Annotated in this window: 21 protein-coding genes; 14 read left to right on the top strand and 7 right to left on the bottom strand. The window is 67.0% G+C overall.

Annotated features, from left to right (window positions below):
• Both BLS52_RS00525 and BLS52_RS00520 read right to left on the bottom strand, forming a co-directional pair.
• Positions 1–1,626, bottom strand: a complete 1,626-nt coding sequence (locus BLS52_RS00525; protein WP_026546027.1) for a DEAD/DEAH box helicase — start codon at positions 1,624–1,626, stop codon at positions 1–3.
• A 245-nt stretch (positions 1,627–1,871) separates the two neighbouring features.
• A complete protein-coding gene (locus BLS52_RS00520; protein WP_051470864.1) occupies positions 1,872–3,569 on the bottom strand; it encodes an RNB domain-containing ribonuclease in 1,698 nt (565 codons plus the stop codon).
• A 184-nt stretch (positions 3,570–3,753) separates the two neighbouring features.
• Here BLS52_RS00520 and BLS52_RS00515 point away from each other — a divergent pair, with 184 nt between their 5' ends.
• Entirely contained in the window at positions 3,754–4,365 is a 612-nt protein-coding gene (locus tag BLS52_RS00515; protein ID WP_245702668.1) for a ferritin-like fold-containing protein, read from the top strand.
• 300 nt (positions 4,366–4,665) lie between these two features.
• A complete protein-coding gene (locus BLS52_RS00510; protein WP_245702637.1) occupies positions 4,666–6,051 on the top strand; it encodes an HNH endonuclease signature motif containing protein in 1,386 nt (461 codons plus the stop codon).
• A 73-nt stretch (positions 6,052–6,124) separates the two neighbouring features.
• Here BLS52_RS00510 and thiE read toward each other — a convergent pair whose 3' ends face one another.
• Positions 6,125–6,775 carry a thiamine phosphate synthase gene (thiE, locus tag BLS52_RS00505; RefSeq protein ID WP_026544187.1) on the bottom strand — a complete coding sequence of 217 codons (651 nt, stop codon included), beginning with the start codon at positions 6,773–6,775 and terminating at the stop codon, positions 6,125–6,127.
• A gap of 147 nt (positions 6,776–6,922) precedes the next feature.
• On the opposite strand from thiE, the gene thiO reads away from it, so the two are divergent.
• Genes thiO through BLS52_RS00490 form a run of 3 tightly spaced genes read left to right on the top strand, consistent with a single transcriptional unit; the run spans position 6,923 to position 9,089 of the window.
• Positions 6,923–8,050: a glycine oxidase ThiO gene (gene thiO, locus BLS52_RS00500; RefSeq protein ID WP_051470442.1), complete on the top strand. Its 1,128-nt coding sequence runs from the start codon at positions 6,923–6,925 to the stop codon at positions 8,048–8,050.
• Positions 8,051–8,052: 2 nt separating this feature from the next.
• Positions 8,053–8,295, top strand: a complete 243-nt coding sequence (gene thiS, locus BLS52_RS00495; protein ID WP_026544186.1) for a sulfur carrier protein ThiS — start codon at positions 8,053–8,055, stop codon at positions 8,293–8,295.
• 2 nt (positions 8,296–8,297) lie between these two features.
• Entirely contained in the window at positions 8,298–9,089 is a 792-nt protein-coding gene (locus BLS52_RS00490) for a thiazole synthase (RefSeq protein ID WP_245702636.1), read from the top strand.
• Positions 9,090–9,182: 93 nt separating this feature from the next.
• On the opposite strand, the gene BLS52_RS00485 is transcribed toward BLS52_RS00490, so the two are convergent.
• The 3 genes from BLS52_RS00485 to BLS52_RS00475 form a co-directional block, all read right to left on the bottom strand.
• Positions 9,183–9,488 (bottom strand): hypothetical protein, encoded by a 306-nt coding sequence (locus BLS52_RS00485; protein WP_026544184.1) that lies wholly within the window; start codon positions 9,486–9,488, stop codon positions 9,183–9,185.
• Between the two features lie 16 nt (positions 9,489–9,504).
• Entirely contained in the window at positions 9,505–9,729 is a 225-nt protein-coding gene (locus BLS52_RS00480) for a DUF3107 domain-containing protein (RefSeq protein WP_026544183.1), read from the bottom strand.
• 78 nt (positions 9,730–9,807) lie between these two features.
• On the bottom strand, positions 9,808–10,428 hold the full coding sequence (locus tag BLS52_RS00475; protein ID WP_051470441.1) for a TetR/AcrR family transcriptional regulator: 621 nt from the start codon (positions 10,426–10,428) through the stop codon (positions 9,808–9,810).
• A gap of 168 nt (positions 10,429–10,596) precedes the next feature.
• On the opposite strand from BLS52_RS00475, the gene moeB reads away from it, so the two are divergent.
• Entirely contained in the window at positions 10,597–11,787 is a 1,191-nt protein-coding gene (gene moeB / locus BLS52_RS00470) for a molybdopterin-synthase adenylyltransferase MoeB (protein ID WP_090584123.1), read from the top strand.
• 129 nt (positions 11,788–11,916) lie between these two features.
• On the opposite strand, the gene BLS52_RS00465 is transcribed toward moeB, so the two are convergent.
• On the bottom strand, positions 11,917–13,242 hold the full coding sequence (locus tag BLS52_RS00465; RefSeq protein WP_090584473.1) for a glutamyl-tRNA reductase: 1,326 nt from the start codon (positions 13,240–13,242) through the stop codon (positions 11,917–11,919).
• 205 nt (positions 13,243–13,447) lie between these two features.
• On the opposite strand from BLS52_RS00465, the gene hemE reads away from it, so the two are divergent.
• From hemE to hemL, 8 genes are all read left to right on the top strand, one after another.
• Entirely contained in the window at positions 13,448–14,515 is a 1,068-nt protein-coding gene (hemE, locus tag BLS52_RS00460) for a uroporphyrinogen decarboxylase (RefSeq protein WP_026544179.1), read from the top strand.
• The gene (gene hemG, locus BLS52_RS00455; protein WP_090584122.1) at positions 14,512–15,954 is read left to right on the top strand and encodes a protoporphyrinogen oxidase; all 1,443 of its coding nucleotides are present in this window, start codon (positions 14,512–14,514) and stop codon (positions 15,952–15,954) included. Before hemE ends, hemG begins: the two co-directional genes overlap by 4 nt.
• Positions 15,955–16,041: 87 nt before the next feature.
• A complete protein-coding gene (hemQ, locus tag BLS52_RS00450) occupies positions 16,042–16,767 on the top strand; it encodes a hydrogen peroxide-dependent heme synthase (RefSeq protein ID WP_026544177.1) in 726 nt (241 codons plus the stop codon).
• Positions 16,764–17,966, top strand: a complete 1,203-nt coding sequence (locus BLS52_RS00445; RefSeq protein WP_026544176.1) for a ferrochelatase — start codon at positions 16,764–16,766, stop codon at positions 17,964–17,966. The genes hemQ and BLS52_RS00445 overlap by 4 nt, the downstream gene beginning before the upstream one ends.
• Complete coding sequence (gene hemC, locus BLS52_RS00440) at positions 17,963–18,919, top strand: hydroxymethylbilane synthase (RefSeq protein ID WP_026544175.1); 957 nt, start codon at positions 17,963–17,965, stop codon at positions 18,917–18,919. Before BLS52_RS00445 ends, hemC begins: the two co-directional genes overlap by 4 nt.
• Positions 18,916–19,770, top strand: coding sequence for a uroporphyrinogen-III synthase (locus BLS52_RS00435; RefSeq protein WP_090584121.1), 855 nt, complete (start codon positions 18,916–18,918; stop codon positions 19,768–19,770). The genes hemC and BLS52_RS00435 overlap by 4 nt, the downstream gene beginning before the upstream one ends.
• Positions 19,771–19,773: 3 nt before the next feature.
• A complete protein-coding gene (hemB, locus tag BLS52_RS00430) occupies positions 19,774–20,757 on the top strand; it encodes a porphobilinogen synthase (RefSeq protein ID WP_026544174.1) in 984 nt (327 codons plus the stop codon).
• Positions 20,758–22,080 carry a glutamate-1-semialdehyde 2,1-aminomutase gene (gene hemL, locus BLS52_RS00425; protein WP_026544173.1) on the top strand — a complete coding sequence of 441 codons (1,323 nt, stop codon included), beginning with the start codon at positions 20,758–20,760 and terminating at the stop codon, positions 22,078–22,080.
• Positions 22,081–22,132: the final 52 nt, after the last annotated feature.

The following is a 22,132-nucleotide window of genomic DNA, read 5'->3' as shown; positions in this document are numbered from 1 at the left end:
TTAGCTCTCTGCGGCCGGCTTGGAGATGACCTCGCCGTTGCGGCGGCGGGTCCGCGACCTGTTGCGCTGCGGGCGGTCAGTGCGCTCGGTCTGCTTGGCGCTGCTGTCGGCTGCGGTGCGGTCCTCTCCGGAGGACCCGCGGGTACGACGACGGCCTCCCGCCTTTTCATCGGAACCGGTCCGGCGTTCCTCGGAACCGGTCCGGCGGCCCTGCCCGGCGGACCGGCTACGGTCACCCGAGCGGTTCTTCTTGCCGGTCTCGCCGAGGTCCTCAAGCTTCTCCGCATTGATCCCGGCAAGCGTGCGCTGATTGCGGGGCAGGCGTCCCTTGGTGCCTTCGGGGATGTCGAGGTCGGTGTAGAGGTGGGGCGAGGACGAGTAGGTTTCCACCGGCTCGGCCTGGTCCAGCCCGAGCGCCTTGTTGATCAGGCCCCAGCGGGGGACATCGTCCCAGTCCACGAATGTGACGGCGGTGCCCTTCTTCCCTGCGCGGCCGGTACGGCCGACGCGGTGCAGGTAGGCCTTCTCATCTTCCGGGCACTGGAAGTTGATGACGTGGGTGATGTCCTCAACGTCGATGCCGCGCGCCGCCACCTCGGTTGCCACGAGGACGTCGATCTTGTCGCCGCGGAAGGCGCGCAGCGCCTGCTCCCGGGCTCCCTGGCCGAGGTCGCCGTGAATGGCGCCGGCTGCGAAGCCGCGGTCCACCAGTTCCTCGGAGAGCTTGGCCGCTGTGCGCTTGGTCTTGGTGAAGATGATGGTGCGTCCGCGTCCGCGGGCCTGGAGGATCCGGGCCACCACTTCATCCTTGTCCAGGTTATGCGCGCGGTAGATGACCTGGCGGATGTCCTTCTTGGTGGCGCCGTCGTCCTCGGGATCAGCGGCGCGGATGTGGGTCGGGTGGGACATGTAGCGGCGCGCCATGGCGACCACGGGGCCCGGCATGGTGGCGGAGAACAGGAGGGTCTGCCGGACGGCCGGGGTGGCCGACATGAGCGTCTCGACGTCGGGGAGGAACCCGAGATCCAGCATTTCGTCCGCCTCATCCAGCACTACGATGCGGACGTTTTTCAACGACAGGATCTTCTGGCGGTACAGGTCGATCAGGCGGCCGGGAGTACCCACCACCACTTCGGTCCCACGCTTGAGCGCCTCGATCTGCGGCTCGTAGGCGCGTCCGCCGTAGATGGTCACAATCCGGGCGTTGCGCTTCTTTGCGGCCTTTGTCAGGTCATCGGCAACCTGGACGGCCAGTTCACGGGTGGGGACAACGATGAGGGCCTGTGGAGCACCTGGAGCAGGCAGCTTCTCATATCCCTCATCCGAGGGGCCGACCACGCGCTGCAGGGCGGGAACGCCGAAACCGAGGGTCTTGCCGGTTCCCGTCTTGGCCTGGCCGATGATGTCATGGCCTCCGAGCGCAATGGAGAGGGTCATTGCCTGGATGGGGAAGGGGTGCACAATGCCCGCGTCCGCGAGGGACTCGACAATGTCGGCGCGGACGTTGAAGTCGGCGAACGTCTCGGGGGCTTCCTGATGCGGTTCTTCAGTGGTGACGAGGGTGTCTTCTACGAAGATTTCGTCGTCGCTGTTGTCTGCATGCAGGTGGTGATTGTCTGTGGTCACTATTTACTACCGTTTCGATTAGGCACTGCCGCCGCCGGGCTCAACGCCGGACCGCGAGGGTCCGCTCGGAGCAGGACGAAGCAGGGCGTCCAGTGGAAGCCGATCGCGGGCTATCAACTGCGGCTCGGGAGCGGAACGTTCCGCATCGAGCTGGGAAAAACTCAAGATCGCGTAGGTATTGCGGGTCGAGTGAACGACAAAAGTTCATCAAGAACGACCGGGCATCCATTACTACGCCACCAAGTCTACCCTGCCGCGGTTTGACTTTCCGACGACGGCGCCGCAGCCGCAACCTTGCCGACCAGTTCGAAACGCAGTTCCCGCCGGGCGATATCAGCGGTCACGAGCCGCACACGCACTTCGTCACCGGCGGTCATGACGCCGTCGCACCGCGCCTCGACCGCCGGGTCGGCGAGCTGGACAACCCCGTGCGGGACACCATTGCCGTTGCGCCCGTTCCCGTTTCCGCTTCCGTTGGAATTGGTTGTGCCGCTTTTGCTGCCGTTGCCGGAGACGGCCGCCGAACGCGTGGTGGCTGGAGAACCAGGAGCCGAGGGCGCGGTTTCCGGATGACCCGCGGCCGCTGGAGAGTCCGGGGCCGGAGTGCCCGTCCCGGGTGCCCGGCTGGCTCCGGATGCCGCAGGGACGTCCGGGGTAGGCCTGGAGCCGGTAATGACGACGGCATTGAATTCCTCGCCGACCTGGTTGCTCAGGAGCGCCGCCTCCACGGCTGCAACCGCACCGCTCTCGAGCCGGGAGGCCAGCTGGTTGGAGGCGGACATGAGCGAGTTCAGTTGCGGCAGCGCATCGCGCACCCAGGTAGGCACCTCGTCGCCGGCGCACAGGGCTTCGCAGGTCACCAGCACAAACCTGTCAACGAGCCGGCGCAGTGGTGCAGTGGTGTGTGCGTAGGGCGCTGCGATGGCTGCCTGCTCGACCGCGTCCGGCAGGTCGCCGTCGAACGCGGTGTAGCCGGCGCCCCGGAACAGCGAGGCTGCGGCGTGCATGAGGGAAAGCTGGCGGGGATCCGAGGTGTCCAGGCTGCGCAGGAATTCACCGTACGGTACTCCGGCCGGCCAGGAACGGCCCAGCGCGCGGGCCTGGTGTCGGAAACGGGCGAGCGAAGCTTCGTCCGGAGCCGGCATGGTACGGAGAATCCCGACGCCGCCCCCAAGCATGATCTCTGCGGCCGCCATGCCGGTCATGAGTGAGAGCTGTGCGTTCCAGTCCTCAGCGGCAAGCGGGGGACGCGTCACGATGAAGTACCGTTCGCCGTCGTGCGCTATTTCCTGCTCCGGCAGGTTGAGGCTGGCGCCGCCGCGCTCCTTTTCCAGGGCGATGCGCTTGGTTCCGATTTCCCTCAGCAGAATGAGGTTTTCCGCGGCGCCGCCGGAATCGAGGTCTTCCTGCACCTGTTCGTAGGTGAGCTGGGCGCGGCTCTTCACGGCTGCCCGCCGGAGGTTGACGGACTGCACCTGCGCGTCCTCGTCCAGCTCGAACTCCCAGACGAAGGCCGGCCGCTCACGCCCGGGCAGCAGGCTGGCCGCGTCCTCGGCAATGACCTCGGGATGAAGGGAAATCCGGCCGTCCGGCGCATACATGGTCTGACCGCGCAGGCGCGCCTCAACGTCTATGGCACCGGCGGGGGCAACAAACGTCGGAACATCAGCGATCGCGTACCAGACCCGGTAGCCCGAGCCTGCGCGCTCCAGATGGAAGGCCTGGTCCAGGTCCGTTGATCCGGGGGGATCGACGGTGATGAAGCCGAGCCCGGTGAGATCGCGCTCCGGCATGGTGGAGGCAGCGACCGCAGACTGAGCCTCTGCGAGTACCTCCGGCGGGAATTCCGTGCGCAGGTCGAGCTCCTGCCGGAGATTCTCCAGCGCGGCTGTGAGCTGAACCTGGGAATCCCGGTTGCTCAGATCCAGATGCGAATACGGCACATTGCCCACCGTAATACACCCGGCGGCCCGCCGTCCCTAACACGCTGCACGCAATCCGCACGCGGGTACCCTTGTCTCCATGACTGCCTTGCACCCGAAATCCCAGGCGAACGCTGCGTCGGCAACCCCTTCCGGCACCGGTACGGGGGCGTTCAACCAGTTTGTCATCGACCTGTTCGGCGTCATGGCCTACGGTGAGCTGTCTGCGTTCGAGCGGTTGTCCTCCGACGCGCGGTTCTCTCCAACGCTGCAGGACCGTGCAGCCCTGGGGCGGCTCGCCGTCACGGAGTTCGAGCACTTCGAGATGGTCAGCGCACACCTCGCCGGACTGGGCGTCGATGTGGAGGAAGCCATGCGTCCCTTCCAGGCGTCAATCGACTCATTCCACGAGCGGACCCGCCCGGCTGACTGGTACGAGTCCCTCATGAAGGCCTACGTCATAGACGCGATTTCCGGGGACTTCTACACCGCACTGGCCGAGCACCTCGACGATGCCACCCGGGAGCTGATTGCGCGCATCCAGTCAACAGCCGAGCAGGGCGGCCTGCTGCAGGCTCGGTTGAAGGCGGCACTGTCCGACGATCCGCGGCTCGCCTCGCGGCTGGCACTCTGGGGCCGGCGCCTGGTGGGGGAGGCGCTGACCCAGGCGCAGCGGGTGGGGATCGAGCGTGAATTCCTTGGCGGTCTGCTGTTCGAGGGGAATGCCGCAGAGCAGGAGCGGGGTACCGCCCAGTTGTTCGCGCAGCTCACCCGTAACCATTCCCGGCGGATGAGTTCGCTGGGTCTGACTGCCTGACGGGTTGATGGTTGACGCTTGACCGCTTGACGGGTTTGGCGCTCGGCGGCTTGACCGCTTGACCGCTTGACCGGGTGGGCGCTCGGCTGCTTGACCGCTTGACGGGTTTGGCGCTCGGCGGCTTGACCGCTCGGGCTGCCTGACTGCTTATCTGTTTGACCGTCGATCGCATGGCTGCTGACGTTGACCCGGTTCCCGGCCCAGGCCCCGCTTGGGTGTGTGGATAAGTTGTGGGTGACTGCTCCTCCACATTGCCGGGTTTTGGGCGGTATTAGTACGTGTCTTCGATAATATTTTGGTATGGCCGTCGCATTGCTCGAACACCACGGGGAAGATGATTCTCTCCTGCGTGGAATGCGTTCGGATTTGCTGGCTTTCGCCCACCACTTCGAAACGGGTTACCTCCTCCTGGGGCAGGATGAGGTTGTTGCGGCTCTTGTCGGGGTGGAGGAGATCTCCCGGGTGGTGGATCACCTTCAGACCCTGGTTGCCCGGGCCACCGAAGACCACTCACTTGCCGCCACGGACGCCCAGGAAGCCCATAAGGGTACGGCAGAGTACCTGCGGGCGAAGCTCGGGGTCAGCCGTTCCGAGGCGAACCGCCGGTTACGGCTGGGCCAGGACGTGCTTCCCGAGGTTCCGGGGCCGGGTGCACCGGTCCAGGCTCCGCTGCCTGCCCTGGCCGCTGCAACCCGTGCCGGAGCGCTCAGCACCCGGGCGGCGATGCTGATCAGGGACGCCGCTCACCGTGTCCGGGCTGTCGCGACCGGCCACCAGGTGGAGGCCATGGAGGAACACCTGGTCCGCCAGGCCGTGGAATCCGATGAGGACGTCCTGCGGGTCCTAGCCCGGCGTTGGGAAAGCGTGATCGACCAGGACGGCGTGGAACCGACGGAGAAGGTCCTCCGGGCCAGGCAGGGCGTCTTCCTGCGCGGTAGGCGTCATGGTCTGCACTTCCTGGAGATCGGCGCCACCGATGAACAGTTTGAGTACCTCCTGACCGTCATGAACACGGCCACCAACCCCCGAGTGAACGGCACCACCCCACCCGGAACGCAGACCAATGGCCCAACCAGTGCGCAGGAGTTACTCGAGGGGCTGGTGTCCGGGTGCCGGATCGCCCTTGCCGGTGACGGTCTGCCGGCCACCGGGGGTCACCGCCCGCAGGTGATGGTCACCATCAACTACCGGGATCTCCTGAGCGATCTGGGGCGCGACGGCCATGCGGTCTTCGCCGAACAGCTGAGCGCCCGGAGCATCCGTAAACTGGCGTGCGAGGCGGACATCCTGCCGCTGGTGCTCGGCGGAAAGGGTCAGGTCCTGGACATCGGACGCGCCCAACGCCTCTTCCCGCCGCACCTTCGGCGGGCACTGGTTGCCCGCGACAAGGGCTGCGCCTTCCCGGACTGCACGGTGCCCGCCACCTGGTGCGAAGCCCACCACATCGTCCCGTGGGCAGCGGGCGGAACCACCAGCATCAGCCACGGCGTGCTGCTCTGCTCCCGGCATCACCACCTGATCCACGAGGGCAACTGGTCGGTCGAATCGGTTCAGGGAATCCCATGGTTCCGGCCACCGGCGTACATCGACCCCCACCGGAACCCCAAACGCAACCGGTACCGGCAAGTGGAAGAAGCCGTCCACCACCAACTCGCACACACCGGACCCAGCACCGCGCCACCATGACCGGAAGACGCCTGGGCAGGAGGAGCGTCGGCCAACATGGGCAAAATCGGGAGCAAAACGGCGAGCATGAGAGCTATGCCGGAAGTGCCTCCCGGATCTTCGCCGCGGCCGCCTGCGGATCATCGGCCTCGGTAATGGCGCGTACCACGACAACGCGTTTGGCGCCGGCCGCAACCACCTCTTCGACGTTCTGCAAGTCGATCCCGCCAATAGCAAACCACGGCTTGAGCGACTGGCCGCGCTGCGCGTGCACTTCTTCGAGCTGCGCTGCGTTCCGCACCAGGTCCAACCCGACGGCGGTGCGGCCCGGTTTGGTCGGCGTGGCCCAGACGGGGCCGGTGCAGAAATATCCAACGTCGTCATTCGAGGCGGCCGCGGCCACCTGCTCCGGTGAATGCGTTGAAAGGCCGATCACTCCGCCCTCATGGAGGAAGGGGCGGGCAAACTCGGGTGGTAGATCGCGCTGCCCGACGTGCAGCACGGGAGCACCGCTGACCGCCGCGATGTCGGCGCGGTCATTGACAGCCCAGAGCTTCCCGCGGGAAACGGCCGACGCGCGCAGCACCTGGAGCAGTTCGAGCTCCTGTGCTGCCTCAAGAGACTTGTCCCTCAACTGGATGATGTCCACCCCGCCAGCAAAGGCGGCGTCGACAAATTCGCCGAAGTCCTGCTGGCGCTGTCGTGAATCCGTGCACAGGTAGAGGCGGGCAGAGTGAAGTTGCATACCCTCTACAATAAGTGGGTACTGCGGGAGCCAAACCGCGTCCGGGACATATTCGGACGCGTGCCGGCTGAGAGGGCGTTCGGCGCCGACCGCGTTGTGAGAACAACGAACCTGATCCGGATCATGCCGGCGTAGGGAAGGACCCTGGTGGAAACAGACGTGGACGTCGCCGTCGTCGGCGGAGGAATTATCGGGCTCGGGATTGCGTGGGAAGCGATCCGCAGGGGACACACCGTGACGGTGATCGATCCGGATCCAGCCGCAGGTGCCACCCACGCGGCAGCCGGCATGATCGCGCCGGCGAGCGAGCTCCACTACCGCGAGGAGCACCTGCTTCGGCTCACCCTCGATTCAGCCGCCCGGTACCCTGAATTCCTCGCGTCCCTGACCTGGACGGGCATCGATCCCGGGTTCCGGCGGACCGGAACAATAGTGCTCGGCTTTGACGGCGCCGACCGGCAGGCTCTCGCCGATCTTCAGGCGGTACAGGCGCGCAACTCCCTCGTAGTGGAGCAGGTGTCCCTGCGCGAAGCGCGCCGATCGGAGCCGATGATCGGACCCGCTGCGACTGCCGCATTCCGCGCGCCGGAGGACCATCAGGTGGACCCCCGCAAACTGGCCGCGGCACTGCTCGCTGCCGTGACATCCCGCGGAACGCTGGTCCGTGCCGCGGCGACCGGCGTCGAACGGGACGGCAGCCATGTGACCGGTGTTCGTCTGGCTGACGGGAGCGTGCTTCGCGCCGGCTCCACGACTATTGCGAATGGACTCGCTGCGGCCGGGCTTGCCGGTCTGCCCTGCCGGCTTCCACTGCGGCCCGTCTACGGCGATATCCTCCGTCTTCGGGTGCCCGAGGCGCTACAGCCACTGCTGACGCACACCGTACGCGGACTGGTGCGGGGACATCCCGTCTACATGGTTCCCCGGACCGACGGCACCGTGGTGCTTGGCGCAACCATGCGCGAGGACGGCAGCAATGCAGTGTCCGCAGGCGGGGTCTACCAGCTGCTCCGCGACGCGCAGCAGCTCATCCCGGCTGTCTCCGAGCTGGAACTTGTCGAAGTACTGTGCCGTGCGCGTCCCGGCACTCCGGACAACGCGCCGCTGCTCGGTCAGGTTGAGGGTTGCGACAGGCTCCTGATCGCCACCGGTTTCTTCCGCCACGGCGTGCTCCTGACGCCCACGGCCGCCGCAGTGTGTGTGGATCTACTGGAGGGGAAGCCCGGGCCGCCAGGCCTGGAGCGGTACACACCGAACAGATTCGAGGAGGGATGAACATGAACAGAACAGCCATCACGGTGAACGGCACACCGTCAGACACCGCTGCCGCAGACCTGCTGCAGCTGATCGCGGAGATCACGGGAAGGGCGCTGCAGCCCACCGGACAACCGGCCGACGGGGCACGCCTCGGCGTGGCCGTGGCAGTGAACTCGACAGTGGTTCCGCGCAGCCAGTGGTCGGGCCGGAGACTATCCGACGGGGACGACGTTGAACTCGTCACCGCCGTCCAGGGAGGATGACCATGAGCTCGGATCCAATCGAAAGTGTTGACCCTCTGATCATCGACGGGGTTCTGCTGGGCTCCCGACTGATCATGGGAACCGGGGGAGCGCCCAGCCTGGACGGGCTCGGCGAGGCGCTCGCCGCCTCCGGCACCGAGCTGACCACCGTCGCAATGCGCCGCTACACGCCACAGACGGGCGCGTCACTCTTTCAGCTCCTGCACTCCCAGGACATGCGGATCCTGCCGAACACGGCAGGTTGCTTTACCGCCCGTGAAGCTGTCCTCACGGCCGAGCTGGGACGTGAGGCGCTGGAAACCAACTGGGTCAAGCTTGAGGTGATCGCTGACGAGCAGACTCTGCTGCCTGACGCCGTTGAACTGGTGGAGGCGACCCAATCCCTGGTGGCCCGCGGATTCACTGTCTTTGCGTATACCAACGACGATCCCGTGCTGGCCCTCCGGCTCGAGCAGTTGGGCGCCGCCGCGGTGATGCCGCTGGGCGCACCGATCGGTACGGGACTGGGCATCCTGAACCCGCATAACATAGAACTCATTGTGTCCCGTGCGGGCGTGCCCATCGTTCTTGATGCCGGGATCGGCACGGCGTCGGATGCTGCGCTCGCCATGGAACTCGGGTGCGACGCCGTGCTGCTGGCCACCGCCGTTACCCGCGCCCAGGATCCGGTGGCGATGGCGACTGCCTTCCGGCACGCTGTTGTCGCCGGCCGTCTGGCGTCACGGGCAGGCAGGATCCCGAAGCGGGAGCACGCCCTCGCGTCGTCCTCCTTCGCAGGCCGGGCTGACCTGTAACCGGGACTGAGGGAGCGCGGGCTCACCTGCACAGTACGGGCGCGGGCTCACCTGCACCGTGCGGGCGCGGGCCCACCTGCCCATGCGAAGGCGTCAGCGCCGCTTCAGGATTGACGTCATGGCTTCGGCATCCGCGTGTTCGCGGTGCCGCCCAAACCACCAGGCGGCTGCCACCGTGACTACGGTCGAGACCAGCATCGGCAGAAGCCAGGCCAGCCAGAACAGGTCCGGGTGATAGCCCAGCCCGGCAAACTGCAGGATGATCCACAGGATCAGCGCTGAGGTGAGGCAGATGCCGGGCAGGAGCAGCACCCCGTACCGGTGGTGTCGCCGGTCAGCGAACCAGACAAAGAAGCCCACCGACAGAGCGACGCCGGTGACGACTATCAGCGAGACCACGGGTACACCTGCTTTGTCAGAGAGCGCCGAAACCGATGCGGCGGGTTTCACTCTCGCCGATTTCCACGTAGCCCAGAACGGCGGAGGGAACAATGACCTGGCGTCCCTTGCTGTCTGTCAGGCGCAGCTCGGCGCCACCGTTCATGGCCTTGCTGACGACGTCCGCTACCGCTTCAGCGGTTTCGTTCGACTCCAGGACAATCTCGCGGGTGACGTTCTGTACGCCGATCTTGATCTCCACAGCGGGCCTTTCATGTGACGGATAGGGAAGGTGCGACGGCGCCCGTTGTCAGCGCCGCCAAACTAAGGGAAATGTAACTCAGATTTCCTTGGGGAATCGACTGATTCCGCGCCAAGCTAAACGGTAGATGAGCTCGCTTGCGGTATCGATGTCCAGGCCGCCGTCGGTTTCAAGCCAGTAGCGCGCGCTCACCTGGGCCATGCCGGCCATCGCGCGTCCAAGGAGGGTGGCTTCCAGATGGGAGAGCCTGGTGTCTCCCGAAATGACCCCCGCAATCTGGTCCGCAAAGTGCGCATTGAACGCCTCGAGGCGGCGGCTGACATCCGGATCGTTATTCAGGTCCGATTCGAACACGATCCGGTGCGCCTGGCTGTCCTGGGCAATGAACTGGAAGTACGCGCGCATGGTGGCGTGCACCCGCAGCTTGTTGTCGGACGTGGACTGCAGCGCCTCGACGAGCAGCTCCGTCAGCGAAGCCAGATGGCTCTCCAGGAGGGCAAGGTACAACTCCCTCTTGCCCGGGAAATGCTGGTAGAGCACAGGCTTGCTGACGTGCGCCACTTCGGCGATTTCATCCATGGCAGCACCGTGGTAGCCGTTGGCAACGAACACCTCATGGGCCGCGTTCAACAGCTGGCGTCGCCGCTCGTCTCGCGGCAGCCGAACGGCCTTTCCGCTCGCCGGTGCCTCTGAAGTCACGTGTCTGGGCCTTCGGTCGTGTGTCTGGTACTGAATCAGGTTGTCCCCGCCCCTACAACGGGGTTCCCAGTCTACCCGCGCAGCCCCGCACCGGGAGGCCACGCGCGCGGAGATTGCGGCTGAACCCGTGCATTGCGCAGTACCGCACTGCTGGGCATACATTGAAGCATGAGTGTTTTGACTCCTGCCCCCGGTCCGCTGGTGGAGCCGCACGCTGCTCTCAGCAGGGAAGAAACAGAGCGGTACTCCCGGCACCTCATTCTTCCCGAGTTCGGCGTCGATGCCCAGAAACGGCTCAAGAACGCGAAGGTGCTGGTGATCGGCGCCGGCGGGCTCGGTTCACCCGCGCTCCTGTATCTGGCGGCTGCCGGCGTGGGGACGCTGGGCATCGTGGATGACGACGTCGTCGACGTTTCCAATCTGCAGCGGCAGGTGATTCATGGGGTCAGCAATGTCGGCCAGACCAAGGCGGCCTCCGCGGAGCAAAGCATTGCGGACCTCAATCCGCACGTGTCTGTCGTGCGGCACGAGGTACGGCTGGACACCAGCAATGTCCTCGAGATCTTCGCCGGGTATGACCTCGTTCTGGACGGGACGGACAACTTCGCCACCCGGTACCTGGTCAGTGACGCCGCTGAAATCCTGGGCAAACCGTACGTCTGGGGTTCCATCCTGCGCTTCGACGGGCAGGTGAGCGTTTTCTGGGCCAAGCCCTCCGTCGGCGGACCCAGCTACCGCGACCTGTATCCGGAGGCCCCACCGCCCGGCGCTGTTCCCTCCTGCGCTGAGGGGGGAGTGTTGGGGGTGCTGTGCGCCCAGATCGGTTCGGTCATGGTCAACGAGGCGATCAAACTCATCACGGGGATTGGCACTACCCTGTTGGGGCGGGTGCTCATCTTCAACGCGCTGGACATGACCTGGCGGGAACTTCGGGTGCGGCGGGACCCTTCCGCTGCTCCGATCACCGAATTGTCGGACTACGAGGCATTCTGCGGTCTCAAGCCGGCTGAGGGCGGGGCTTTAGGCGAGCTTCCCTCGATCACCGCTGCGCAACTGGAGGAACTACTGCAGGAGCGTGCCTCAGGGGCCCGGGACTTCGATCTGATCGATGTGCGGGAACCCGGGGAATACGAGATTGTCCGGATCGACGGCGCCACCCTGATACCCCAGAACCGGATCCTCAGCGGAGAGACGCAGCTCGACGCGAAACGTGAGATCTACGTCCACTGCAAGGCAGGCAGCCGCTCAGCCAATGTTGTCCGTTATCTGCGGGAACAGGGTGCGCGGCAGGTGTACAACGTGGACGGCGGGATCCTGCAGTGGGTTCGTGACGTGGAGCCCGACAAGCCGGTGTACTGAGCGGGATCTACACCGAACGGGATCCAGTCGGAGCGAATCCCTGGTGAGCGGCATCCACACCGCGCGGATGCTTACTGAGCAGAATCCAGCGGTGCCCTGTCAGCGAGCTGGAAGTCCGAGAGCCCGCAGTCAGGCCGTCTCAGCGCGGGCCTGGGCACCATCGCTGACGGGACAGGACTGCTGGGGCGCGGCTTCGGCGGTGTCCTCGGGCTCGATCCCGTAGAGTGCCTCAAGCGCCGCAGTGTAGTCATCCTGGCGGCCCTCGGCGGCGAGCTGCCGGGCGCGGACGGTGGGCACGTGAAGCAGTTGCCGCACCATCCGCCGCAGCGCGAACTCGACTTCCTCGGCGGCGGCCGTGCAGCCGTGCTGGGCACGGACCCTTGCCATCTCCGCATCCAGAACCTGCTGGGTGTGCTTGCGCAGCGCGACGATGGAGGCGTCAACGGAGCGGGAAGCAATCCGTTCCTGGAAGGAAGCGGCTGCCGTGGAAACCAGTTCTCCAGCCTGCCGCAATGACTCCGCCTGTTCCTCGGGCGCGGCAAGGCGTACCGATTCCAGGGTGATGAGCTCGACGTTGTCCACGGAATCAACCGCGGGATCGAAGTCGTGGCTCAGGGCCAGATCGACGATCACCAGCGAGCGATCAACGCCCTCGCGGAGCTTGCGGATGTCATCGGCGCTCACCCGTTGCTCGCTGCCGCTGCAGCCAATGACGATGTCCGCGCGCGTGAGTGCAGCCGGAAGCATTTCACCGGTGAGCGCCGTTCCGCCCCGTGTGGCAACGAAACTCTCAGCGCGTCCGGACGGCGAGTAGACGGAAATATCAGTGCAGCCCCGCTCGCGGAGCAGCGCCATGGTGGCACCGGCATAGGCGCCCGTACCGAAGACAACCACTGACTTCTCCGCGAGGTCGCCTGTGCTCGAAAGGTCCGCAGCAAGATCGAGTGCAACCGAGACGATTGAGCGCCCGCGCGCGCCGAGGGCGGTCTGGGCTCCGACATCACGGGCGGTCCGGGAAGCCGCCTGGAACAGGCGGACAAGGCCGCCGCTTGCCGTGCCGACCCCCTGCGATTCAATGAGGGCCCGCCGCACCTGTCCTGCGATCTCCCGCTCACCGACGACGGCGGAATCCAGGCCCGCGCTGACGCTGAAGAGGTGACGCGGAACTTCATGGCCGGTCATGGTGGTGAAGGAATCCGACACCTTGCTCTTGGGCAATCCGGACTGGGCGCTGATGGCGGAGATGATGGAGGCGCGTGCCGCTTCAATGTCCGCCTCGGAAGCCGCTTCGCCGTAGATCTCGAACCGGTTGCAGGTTGCCAGCGCCACTGCTCCGGTGAGCGCTGGACTGTCCTGAAGCGCGGACGAAGCGACCTGGGACGCCCCGACGCTTAGGCGGGCCACGGTCTCCAGGTCGATATCCGAGTGGGTCGCAACCAGGGAAAAGTAGTTCACAGCCATCCCAGCATAGCCAACAGCGGCATCCAGACCCTAATAGGTAAACCTAAGTTCCAAGGTTCTTCCAGCGTCGAAAATCCGCGCCGTTAAGCCGAATTAGCGGCTGGGCCGTGAGTGCTGAGGGATCCCCGGCAGAGGTGATTTCTCCCACCCATGGACCGCCCGGTTATCCAAGCGGGTGGAACTTCGGCAGAATCGAGTCATGACCCTCAGCGAAACGCATCCCCTGACGGACGGTAGGACGTCGGAGTCTCCGCTCATTCAGGCCTACCGCGGGCGTACTCCCTCCCGCCGTCCGGTCTGGTTCATGCGGCAGGCAGGGCGTTCCCTTCCCGAGTACCGTGCGCTCCGCGAAGGCACCGCCATGCTTGATGCGTGCCTCGACCCCGCGATGGCCGCTGAGATTACCCTTCAGCCGGTGAGGCGCCATGACGTCGACGCCGCGATCTTCTTCTCCGACATCGTGATTCCGCTCAAGCTCGCCGGAGTTGACGTGGACATCGTGCCCGGCGTGGGCCCGGTTCTGGGCAGCCCTATCCGAAGCGCGTCCGATGTTGCCGCGCTTCCCGAGCTGACGGACGCCGCGCTGGAGCCGATCCGGGAGGCCGTGGCACGCACTGTCGCCGAGCTGGGAAGCACACCCCTGATCGGGTTCGCGGGAGCGCCGTTCACCCTCGCCGCCTACATGGTCGAGGGAAGGCCGTCCCGGGACCACCTCGGCCCCCGCACCATGATGCACGCGGATCCGCATACCTGGCGGGCGCTCACCGAGTGGGCAGCGGATGCTTCCGGGCTCTTCCTCCGTGCGCAGCTGGAAGCCGGCGCGAGTGCAGGCCAGCTCTTCGATTCCTGGGCTGGATCGCTGGGCCTTGCCGACTATGTGGAGCACGTGGCGCCGGCGTCGTCCCGTGCCCTGGACCATGTCCGCGACCTGGGCGCGCCCCTGGTGCACTTCGGAACGGGAACCTCGGAACTGCTGGTCGCAATGCGCGACGTCGGCGTGGACGTGGTGGGCGTCGACTACCGCCTCCCGCTGGATGAGGCGAACAAGCGGCTCGGAGGAACAGTTCCGTTGCAGGGCAACATCGACCCGGCGCTGCTCTCGGCTCCCTGGGAGGTACTGGAAGCCCATGTGCGGGCCGTTCTGGACGCCGGCTCATCGGCACCCGGGCACGTCGTCAACCTCGGTCACGGGGTCCCCCCGGAAGCGGATCCCGACGTGCTGACGCGCGTGGTCTCCCTCATCCATTCGGTGCCGCCGGGCCGATGAGCCGCGGCAAGCAGGTCGATCCGGCTCCCGCCGTCGTCGTTCTCGGCGGCGGCATTGCGGGACTGTGCGCAGCCCGGGAACTCACTGCCGCCGGTCGCCGCGTGACCGTGCTGGAGGCCTCCGCCACTTTCGGCGGATCGGTGGCCGGCCATGAACTGGCCGGCCTGACGCTCGACGCCGGCGCGGAATCGTTCTCCACCCGCTCCGACACTGTGCCCGCCCTGGCCCGCGAGCTGGGACTGGGGGCGCTGGTCCGCACCCCGAACCCCACCGGTGCCTGGCTGTATCTGCCCGGGCAGGATGGCCGGGGGCAAGCGTTCCCGCTGCCCGCATCGGGGCTTCTCGGCATTCCGGCCGACGTTCGTGATCCCGGCCTGACCGCGCTGATCGGCCGCGCGGCGACTGTGCGCGCCGGCCTCGACCGCGCGCTGCCCCTGGGCGGGCTGCTGAACCAGGAGCAGCTCAGCCTGGGTGCCGTGGTGCGGGCCCGCATGGGCGCGGAGGTGCTGAAACGGCTCGTTGCGCCGGTGGTCGGAGGTGTCCTGTCCGCTGACCCCGATGACCTGGACGTCGACGCCGCCGTTCCCGGTCTGCGCGCCATGATGCGCCGGCACAGATCCCTCGGCGCAGCCGTCGGCGCCATGCGGGCAGCCGCGCCGGCGGGAACCGCCGTAGCCGGCCTCGAGGGCGGCATGCACCAGCTGACCAGTGCGCTGACGCAGCGGCTGGAGCGCGACGGCGCTGCGCTGCATCCTTCGGAAGCTGCACGGAATCTCGCCCGGACACCCGAGGGCTGGAGCATCACCACATCGTCGCGGACGCTGACGGCCGATGCGGTGGTAGTTGCAACGGACGGTCCCACCGCCGTCGACCTGCTGGCTTCCACGGTGCCCCGGATCCAGGAGGACAGGCCGGCCGTGGTGCCGGCAGTGGCGCTGGTGAGCCTGGTGGTGGATGTTCCGCAGCTCGATGCGGCGCCGCGGGGGACCGGCGTCCTGGTGGCACGGAACGTCGCCGATGTACGGGCCAAGGCACTCACGCATGCCACCGCAAAGTGGCCATGGCTGGCAGCAGCGGCGGGCCCGGGAAACCATGTGCTCCGCCTTTCCTTCGGGCGGGGGGCAGACGGCGACGACACGGCCCGGCTTCCCGACGACGAGCTTCAGTCGATCGCACTGCATGATGCGTCGGTACTGCTGGGGGTCGATATCAGCCCATCGGACGTCGTCGACTGGGATGTGGTGCGGTGGACCAACGCGCTTCCGCACGCCACCCTGGGCCACCGGGACCGGGTGGCACGCATCCGCGCTGCAGCCGCGAATGAGCGCGGACTGGAAATCACCGGTGCCTGGCTTGCGGGCACCGGCCTGGTGTCGGTGATCGACAACGCGCGTGACCGTGGGGCGGCGCTCGCGAGACGGCTTCTCGCCGGGCGCTAACACTCTCCGCCCGAACGTTGATAATCTTCTACCAGCTGTAGAACCCACCAATTTTCATTTGCCTGTTGACAGGAGCAGACTGGATCCATGAGCGAGAATACGGGTTACGAACACGCGCAGGGCACTTCCACCGGCAGCACCCTTCAGGACGGCGACGACGCCGGGGCCGGCCAGTTCTACACGCTCTGGACCGTTTTCAAGCGGTCCGCCGGTGCGCCCGACGACGGCGGTGCACTGGACGCCGCAACCGCCGAACTCGCTGCGGCCGGGGTCACCGTCCGCGGTTTCTATGATGTTTCCGCCATGCGTGCCGAGGCCGACATCATGGTGTGGCTCCACGGCACCCGTCCGGAAGACCTCCAGGCCGCTGTGCGCACCCTTCGCCGGACGGCAACGCTGGCCGGGACGGACATCGTGTGGTCTGCGATGGGCGTGCACCGCGACGCGGAGTTCTCCAAGAGCCACTCGCCTGCCTTTTCACGGGGCGTCGCACCGGCTGAATGGGTATGCGTGTACCCGTTCGTCCGCTCGTACGAGTGGTACATCCTGCCCACCGAGGAACGCCGTGAAATGCTCTACGACCACGGCATGAAGGGCCGTGAGTTCCCGCAGGTCATCTCCAACACGGTGTCCTCCTTTGCCCTCGGTGACTGGGAGTGGATCCTGGCCCTTGAGGCGCCCGAACTCGTGGATCTGGTTGACCTCATGCGCTACCTCCGCGAGACCGAGGCCCGTCGGCATGTCCGCGAGGAAGTTCCGTTCTACACAGGCCGGCGGATCACCGCCCAGGAAGCAGCAGAGGTACTCCGATGACCACTCCAACCTTCCACCCCCTCGACGGAGTCAGTGACAACGGACGCATGGAGCCGAAGAAGTACGACGCCATTGTCCTGGCATCCTTCGGCGGACCGGAAGGCCAGGATGACGTCATTCCCTTCCTGCGCAACGTGACCCGCGGCCGTGGGATCCCTGACGAACGCCTCGAAGAGGTCTCGCACCACTACCGCGCCTTCGGCGGCATCAGTCCCATCAACCAGCAGAACCGGGAACTGAGGGCGGCCATGGAGGCCGAACTCGCCCGCCGCGGCATCGACCTACCGGTGCTCTGGGGCAACCGGAACTGGGCACCGTTCATCGCGGACACACTGAAGGACGCGTACGACGCCGGTCACCGCCGCATCCTCGCCGTCACCACCAGTGCCTACTCCTGCTATTCCAGCTGCCGGCAGTACCGCGAAGACCTCGGAATGGCGCTGGTGGAGACAGGCCTTGACGGCCGGCTCGAGGTGGACAAGGTCCGCCAGTACTTCGACCACCCGGGGTTCGTGGAGCCCTTCGTCGAAGGAGTCACCAAAGGTCTGAAGTCGGTGCGGGAACGCCTGGCTGCCGACGGTGAGTCCAACGCCCCGGTCCACATCATGTTCGCCACCCACTCGATCCCCACCGCCGATGCCGAAGCCGCGGGCCCACGGAACGAGGACGGCGGGCCTGCCCTGGAGGACGGCGCGTACGTGGCCCAGCACCTCGCCACAGCGCAGGCGGTGCTTGACCGGGTGCCGGAGGCCGCTGATGCCCAGTGGTCCCTGGTGTACCAGTCCCGCTCCGGCGCCCCGCACATCCCGTGGCTCGAGCCCGACATCAACGACGCGCTGGCTGATCTCGCGGCCACCGGAGTCAAGGGCGTGGTCATTGTGCCGCTCGGCTTCGTGAGCGACCACATGGAGGTTGTCTGGGACCTGGATACCGAGGCGATGGAAACCTGCGCCGAACTGGGCCTGGTCGCCGAGCGGGTCCCCACCCCGGGCACCCACGCCAAGTTCGTTGCCGGGCTCATCGACCTGGTCAGTGAGCGCACAGCGGACAACACCATCATCGAGCGCCCTTCGACCACCGACCTGGGCCCCTGGTATGACGTGTGCCGGCCCAATTGCTGTGCAAACCGCCGCGGCGAGAAGCCCACCATCGCGGGCGCCGATTCCACCGTCGGGCTTCCGGAGACAGAACAGGCATGAGCGGGACCGTCCGCGTCGGCACCCGCGCCAGCGCACTGGCGCTGACCCAGACCACAACGGTCGCGGAGTCGCTTGCCCGCCTGGGCGGAGTGGGGTACGAGCTGGTGCGGGTCAGCACCACCGGAGACGTCAACCGGGCGTCCCTGTCCCAGATCGGCGGAACCGGCGTCTTCGTCGCCGCGCTCCGGGATGCCCTGCTCGAGAACGCCTGCGACGTCGCGGTCCATTCCCTGAAGGACCTCCCGACCGGTGACGCAGACGGGCTGACCGTCGCGGCAATCCCGGAACGGGCTGATATCCGGGACGCCCTGTGCGCCAGGGACGGACTGAAACTCGCGGATCTGCCTGCCGGCGCCAGCGTCGGCACCGGGTCGCCACGCCGGGCAGCGCAACTGAAGGCCGCACGCCCGGACCTGTCAGTCATCGACATCCGCGGGAACGTCGACACCCGGCTGGCCCGCGTGGCCGGACTGGTCGAGGGCGGACCGGGTGACCTCGACGCCGTAGTGCTCGCCGCGGCCGGCCTGTCCCGCCTTGGCCGCCAGGAGCTGATCACCGAGTACCTCGAACCGAGTTTCATGCTGCCTGCGCCGGGGCAGGGAGCACTCGCTGTGGAGTGTCGGAGCGCCGACGCCGGATCCTCGCCTTTCGCCGAAGCACTCCGCCGGTATGACCACGCGCCCACCCGGCTGGCGGTCACCGCCGAGCGGGCCGTCCTGCGCCGGCTCGAAGCCGGCTGCACCGCGCCCATCGGTGCGCTTGCAACCGTCGACGGTGGCCTGCTGACCCTCGAAGCGGTGGTCTGCAGCCCCGATGGAAGTGCCCTGCTGCGGCGGACGCAGACGACGAGGGAGCTCACCGTGGACGGTGCTGCGTCGGTTGGTGTTGTGCTGGCCGAGGAGCTTCTTGCCGGCGGGGCAGCGGAGATAGCCGGGCTCGCAGTCACGTCATGACTGCCGATGCGGCCGCCGGAGACCTCTCCGGGATCACCGTTGCACTGCTGCGGAGTCCGGAGCGCGCGGCAGCGACGGCGGCAGTGCTGACCGCCCGCGGGGCCAACCCCCTGGTGGTGCCGCTGATTGACTGGGAGCTGCCGGCGGATACCCGGGAACTGGACCGGTTCTTGGGCGCCGCGTCCTCCTACGACTGGCTGGTGCTCACCAGTGTGACCACGGTGGCGGTCCTCGCACAGCGTGCCGAAGCCCGGAACGTGTCCCTGAGGTCGTTGGTGGGCAGCGCCAGGGTGGCCGCCGTCGGATCCGCTACCCGCGCCGCACTTGAGGCACTCGGCCTTGCAGTTGACCTCACTCCTGCAGAGGACCAGTCGGCGGAGGGCCTGCTGGCCTGCCTTCCGATTACGGAAGGAAGGCCCGCGCGGGCCTTCCTTCCGCAATCGGACCTTGCCGCTGACACGCTTCAGACCGGCCTGACCGGACACGGGTGGACCGTTGATGCCGTCACCGCCTACCTGACCGTCGACTACCCCGCCGCCGCAGGGCGGCGGGTAGGCGGGGACGTTCCCGGAACACCCGCAGGGACGTGCGGGCGGAAGGAACTGTCGGCGGCCATCCGGCAGGGGAGGGTTGACGCCGTCGTCGTCACCTCGCCCAGCATCGCGGTCCGCCTGCATGCCATGATGGGAGCGCTGCCTGAGTCCGTAGCGACTGTCGCCATCGGGCGGCGGACCGCGCGGGAAGCGTCCGCACTCGGGATGAGGATCGACGCAACGGCCGCGTCCCCCAGCCCGTCAGGCATCGCCGATGCGGTGCGCACCGCCGTCGTCAATCATCGGAAGAGGAACTAACACATGAGCTTTCCCCAGCACCGGCCCCGCCGGCTGCGCTCAACTCCGGCGATCCGCAGGCTGACCGCGGAGAACCGGGTCAACGCCGCAGAGCTGATCCTGCCCGCGTTCATCCGTGAGGGACTGAGCGAGCCGGTGTCCATCAGCTCGATGCCCGGAGTCGTCCAGCACAGCACGGATACGCTGCGGCGGGCGGCAGCGGAAGCCGCTGAACTGGGCGTCGGCGGCATCATGCTGTTCGGCATTCCTGCGCACCGCGACGCGACCGGCAGCGCCGGAATCGATCCCGACGGGGTCCTCAACCGGGCGATCGCGGACGTGCGCGCCGAAGTGGGGGATGCGCTCGTCGTGATGAGCGATGTGTGCCTCGACGAATTCACCGACCACGGACACTGCGGCGTGGTGGCTGATGACGGGTCGGTGGACAATGACGCCACCCTGGGCCTTTACGCGCAGATGGCCGTGGCCCAGGCCGACGCCGGTGCCCACATGCTCGGTCCATCCGGCATGATGGACGGCCAGGTGGCGGTGATCCGCCGAGCCCTGGACGACGCCGGCCACCAGGAGACCGCCGTCCTGGCCTACGCGGCGAAGTACGCCTCCGCGTTCTACGGACCCTTCCGCGAGGCTGTGGACTCCCAGCTGACCGGAGACCGCCGGACCTACCAGATGGACGCCGCCAACCGCCGGGAAGCACTCCTTGAGGTCCAGCTGGATCTGGAGGAAGGTGCGGATCTGGTAATGGTCAAGCCGGCAATGAGCTACCTCGACATCGTGGCGGACGTCGCCGCGATGTCGCCTGTCCCGGTGGCCGCGTACCAGATCTCGGGGGAGTACGCCATGATCGAGGCCGCCGCCGCGAACGGCTGGATCGACCGCCGCCGTGCCATCGAGGAGTCGGTACTGGGTATCAAACGTGCCGGTGCGCAGATCATCCTCACGTACTGGGCAACTGAACTGGCCACCTGGCTGAAGGAGAGCAACTAAATGACACGGTCCGAGGACCTTTTTGCCCGCGCACAGACCCTCATGCCCGGCGGCGTCAATTCGCCGGTACGGGCCTTCGGCTCCGTGGGCGGCACTCCCCGGTTCGTGGTTTCGGCGCAGGGACCGTATGTGACCGACGCCGACGGACGCCGGTACGTCGACCTAGTGTGCTCGTGGGGGCCGGCACTGCTGGGACACGCACATCCGGCGGTTCTCGATGCCGTGCACCAGGCAGCCGATCGCGGTCTCTCCTTCGGAGCGTCCACCCCGGCTGAAGCGGAACTGGCGCAGCTGGTGCAGGACCGGGTTTCCGCCGTCGAACGCCTTCGGATGGTTTCCACCGGCACCGAGGCGACCATGACGGCGGTGCGCCTTGCCCGCGGCTACACGGGCCGGAACCTGATTGTGAAGTTCGCAGGCTGCTACCACGGGCACCTCGACGGACTGCTCGCCGCCGCCGGGTCAGGCGTGGCGACGCTCGCCCTGCCCGGTTCCGCCGGCGTCACCGACGCCACGGCCGCAGAAACCCTGGTGCTCCCGTACAACGATCTTGAGGCAGTGGAAGCGGCCTTCGCCGAGCACGGCTCCTCGATCGCGGCGGTCATCACCGAAGCAGCTCCCGCGAATATGGGGGTGGTGGAGCCCGCCCCAGGATTCAACGCGGGGCTGTCCCGGATCACCTCGGACCACGGCGCGCTGCTGATCGTGGACGAGGTGCTGACCGGGTTCCGGGTGGGTCCGGGCGGTTACTGGGGACTGACCGGTAAGGGTGAAGGCTGGGCGCCGGACCTGCTGACCTTCGGCAAGGTGATCGGCGGCGGTCTTCCCGCAGCTGCGCTCGGCGGACGGGCGGACGTCATGGAGTATCTGGCGCCGCTGGGCCCCGTCTACCAGGCGGGCACGCTCTCCGGTAATCCGCTGGCCATGGCGGCGGGCGTGGCCCAGCTGACCCATGCCACGGACGAGGTGTACCGCTTCATCGATGCGCGTTCGCTGGAGCTCTCTGCAGCGGTGTCGGAGGAATTGGACCGGGCGGGCGTCGATCATTCCGTTCAGCGCGCCGGGAACCTCTTCAGCATCGCCTTCGGAACCTCCGAACGGGGCGTTTCGAACTACGCGGATGCCCAGGCACAGGAAACGTTCCGCTATGCGCCCTTCTTCCACTCGATGCTGGACTCGGGTGTCTATCTGCCGCCGTCGGTCTTCGAAGCGTGGTTCCTTTCCTCCGCGCACGACGACGCCGCGATGGAACACATCCTGGCCGCGCTGCCTGCCGCCGCGCGGGCCGCTGCATCGGCGGGGGCAACGCCACCGGGCGTCTGAGCGTTCCTTCGGGTTCTACCGGGAACACAGGAACGGCCGGCAGGACCCGTGG

The sequence above is a fragment of the Arthrobacter subterraneus genome, from assembly GCF_900099735.1.
GTDB classification, from domain to species: domain Bacteria; phylum Actinomycetota; class Actinomycetes; order Actinomycetales; family Micrococcaceae; genus Arthrobacter_D; species Arthrobacter_D subterraneus.
This window is presented reverse-complemented; position numbering and strand designations above follow the sequence as displayed.

Bases quoted from the DNA above. Each gene is read 5' to 3' on its own strand.
- hemL (WP_026544173.1), top strand. From the start codon at position 20,758: ATGACACGGTCCGAGGACCTTTTTGCCCGCGCACAGACCCTCATGCCC.
- BLS52_RS00510 (WP_245702637.1), top strand. From the start codon at position 4,666: ATGGCCGTCGCATTGCTCGAACACCACGGGGAAGATGATTCTCTCCTG.
- BLS52_RS00515 (WP_245702668.1), top strand. From the start codon at position 3,754: ATGGCCTACGGTGAGCTGTCTGCGTTCGAGCGGTTGTCCTCCGACGCG.
- hemB (WP_026544174.1), top strand. From the start codon at position 19,774: ATGAGCTTTCCCCAGCACCGGCCCCGCCGGCTGCGCTCAACTCCGGCG.
- hemQ (WP_026544177.1), top strand. From the start codon at position 16,042: ATGAGCGAGAATACGGGTTACGAACACGCGCAGGGCACTTCCACCGGC.
- hemC (WP_026544175.1), top strand. From the start codon at position 17,963: ATGAGCGGGACCGTCCGCGTCGGCACCCGCGCCAGCGCACTGGCGCTG.
- BLS52_RS00445 (WP_026544176.1), top strand. From the start codon at position 16,764: ATGACCACTCCAACCTTCCACCCCCTCGACGGAGTCAGTGACAACGGA.
- thiE (WP_026544187.1), bottom strand. From the start codon at position 6,775: ATGCAACTTCACTCTGCCCGCCTCTACCTGTGCACGGATTCACGACAG.
- BLS52_RS00435 (WP_090584121.1), top strand. From the start codon at position 18,916: ATGACTGCCGATGCGGCCGCCGGAGACCTCTCCGGGATCACCGTTGCA.
- hemG (WP_090584122.1), top strand. From the start codon at position 14,512: ATGAGCCGCGGCAAGCAGGTCGATCCGGCTCCCGCCGTCGTCGTTCTC.
- moeB (WP_090584123.1), top strand. From the start codon at position 10,597: ATGAGTGTTTTGACTCCTGCCCCCGGTCCGCTGGTGGAGCCGCACGCT.
- thiS (WP_026544186.1), top strand. From the start codon at position 8,053: ATGAACAGAACAGCCATCACGGTGAACGGCACACCGTCAGACACCGCT.
- hemE (WP_026544179.1), top strand. From the start codon at position 13,448: ATGACCCTCAGCGAAACGCATCCCCTGACGGACGGTAGGACGTCGGAG.
- BLS52_RS00490 (WP_245702636.1), top strand. From the start codon at position 8,298: ATGAGCTCGGATCCAATCGAAAGTGTTGACCCTCTGATCATCGACGGG.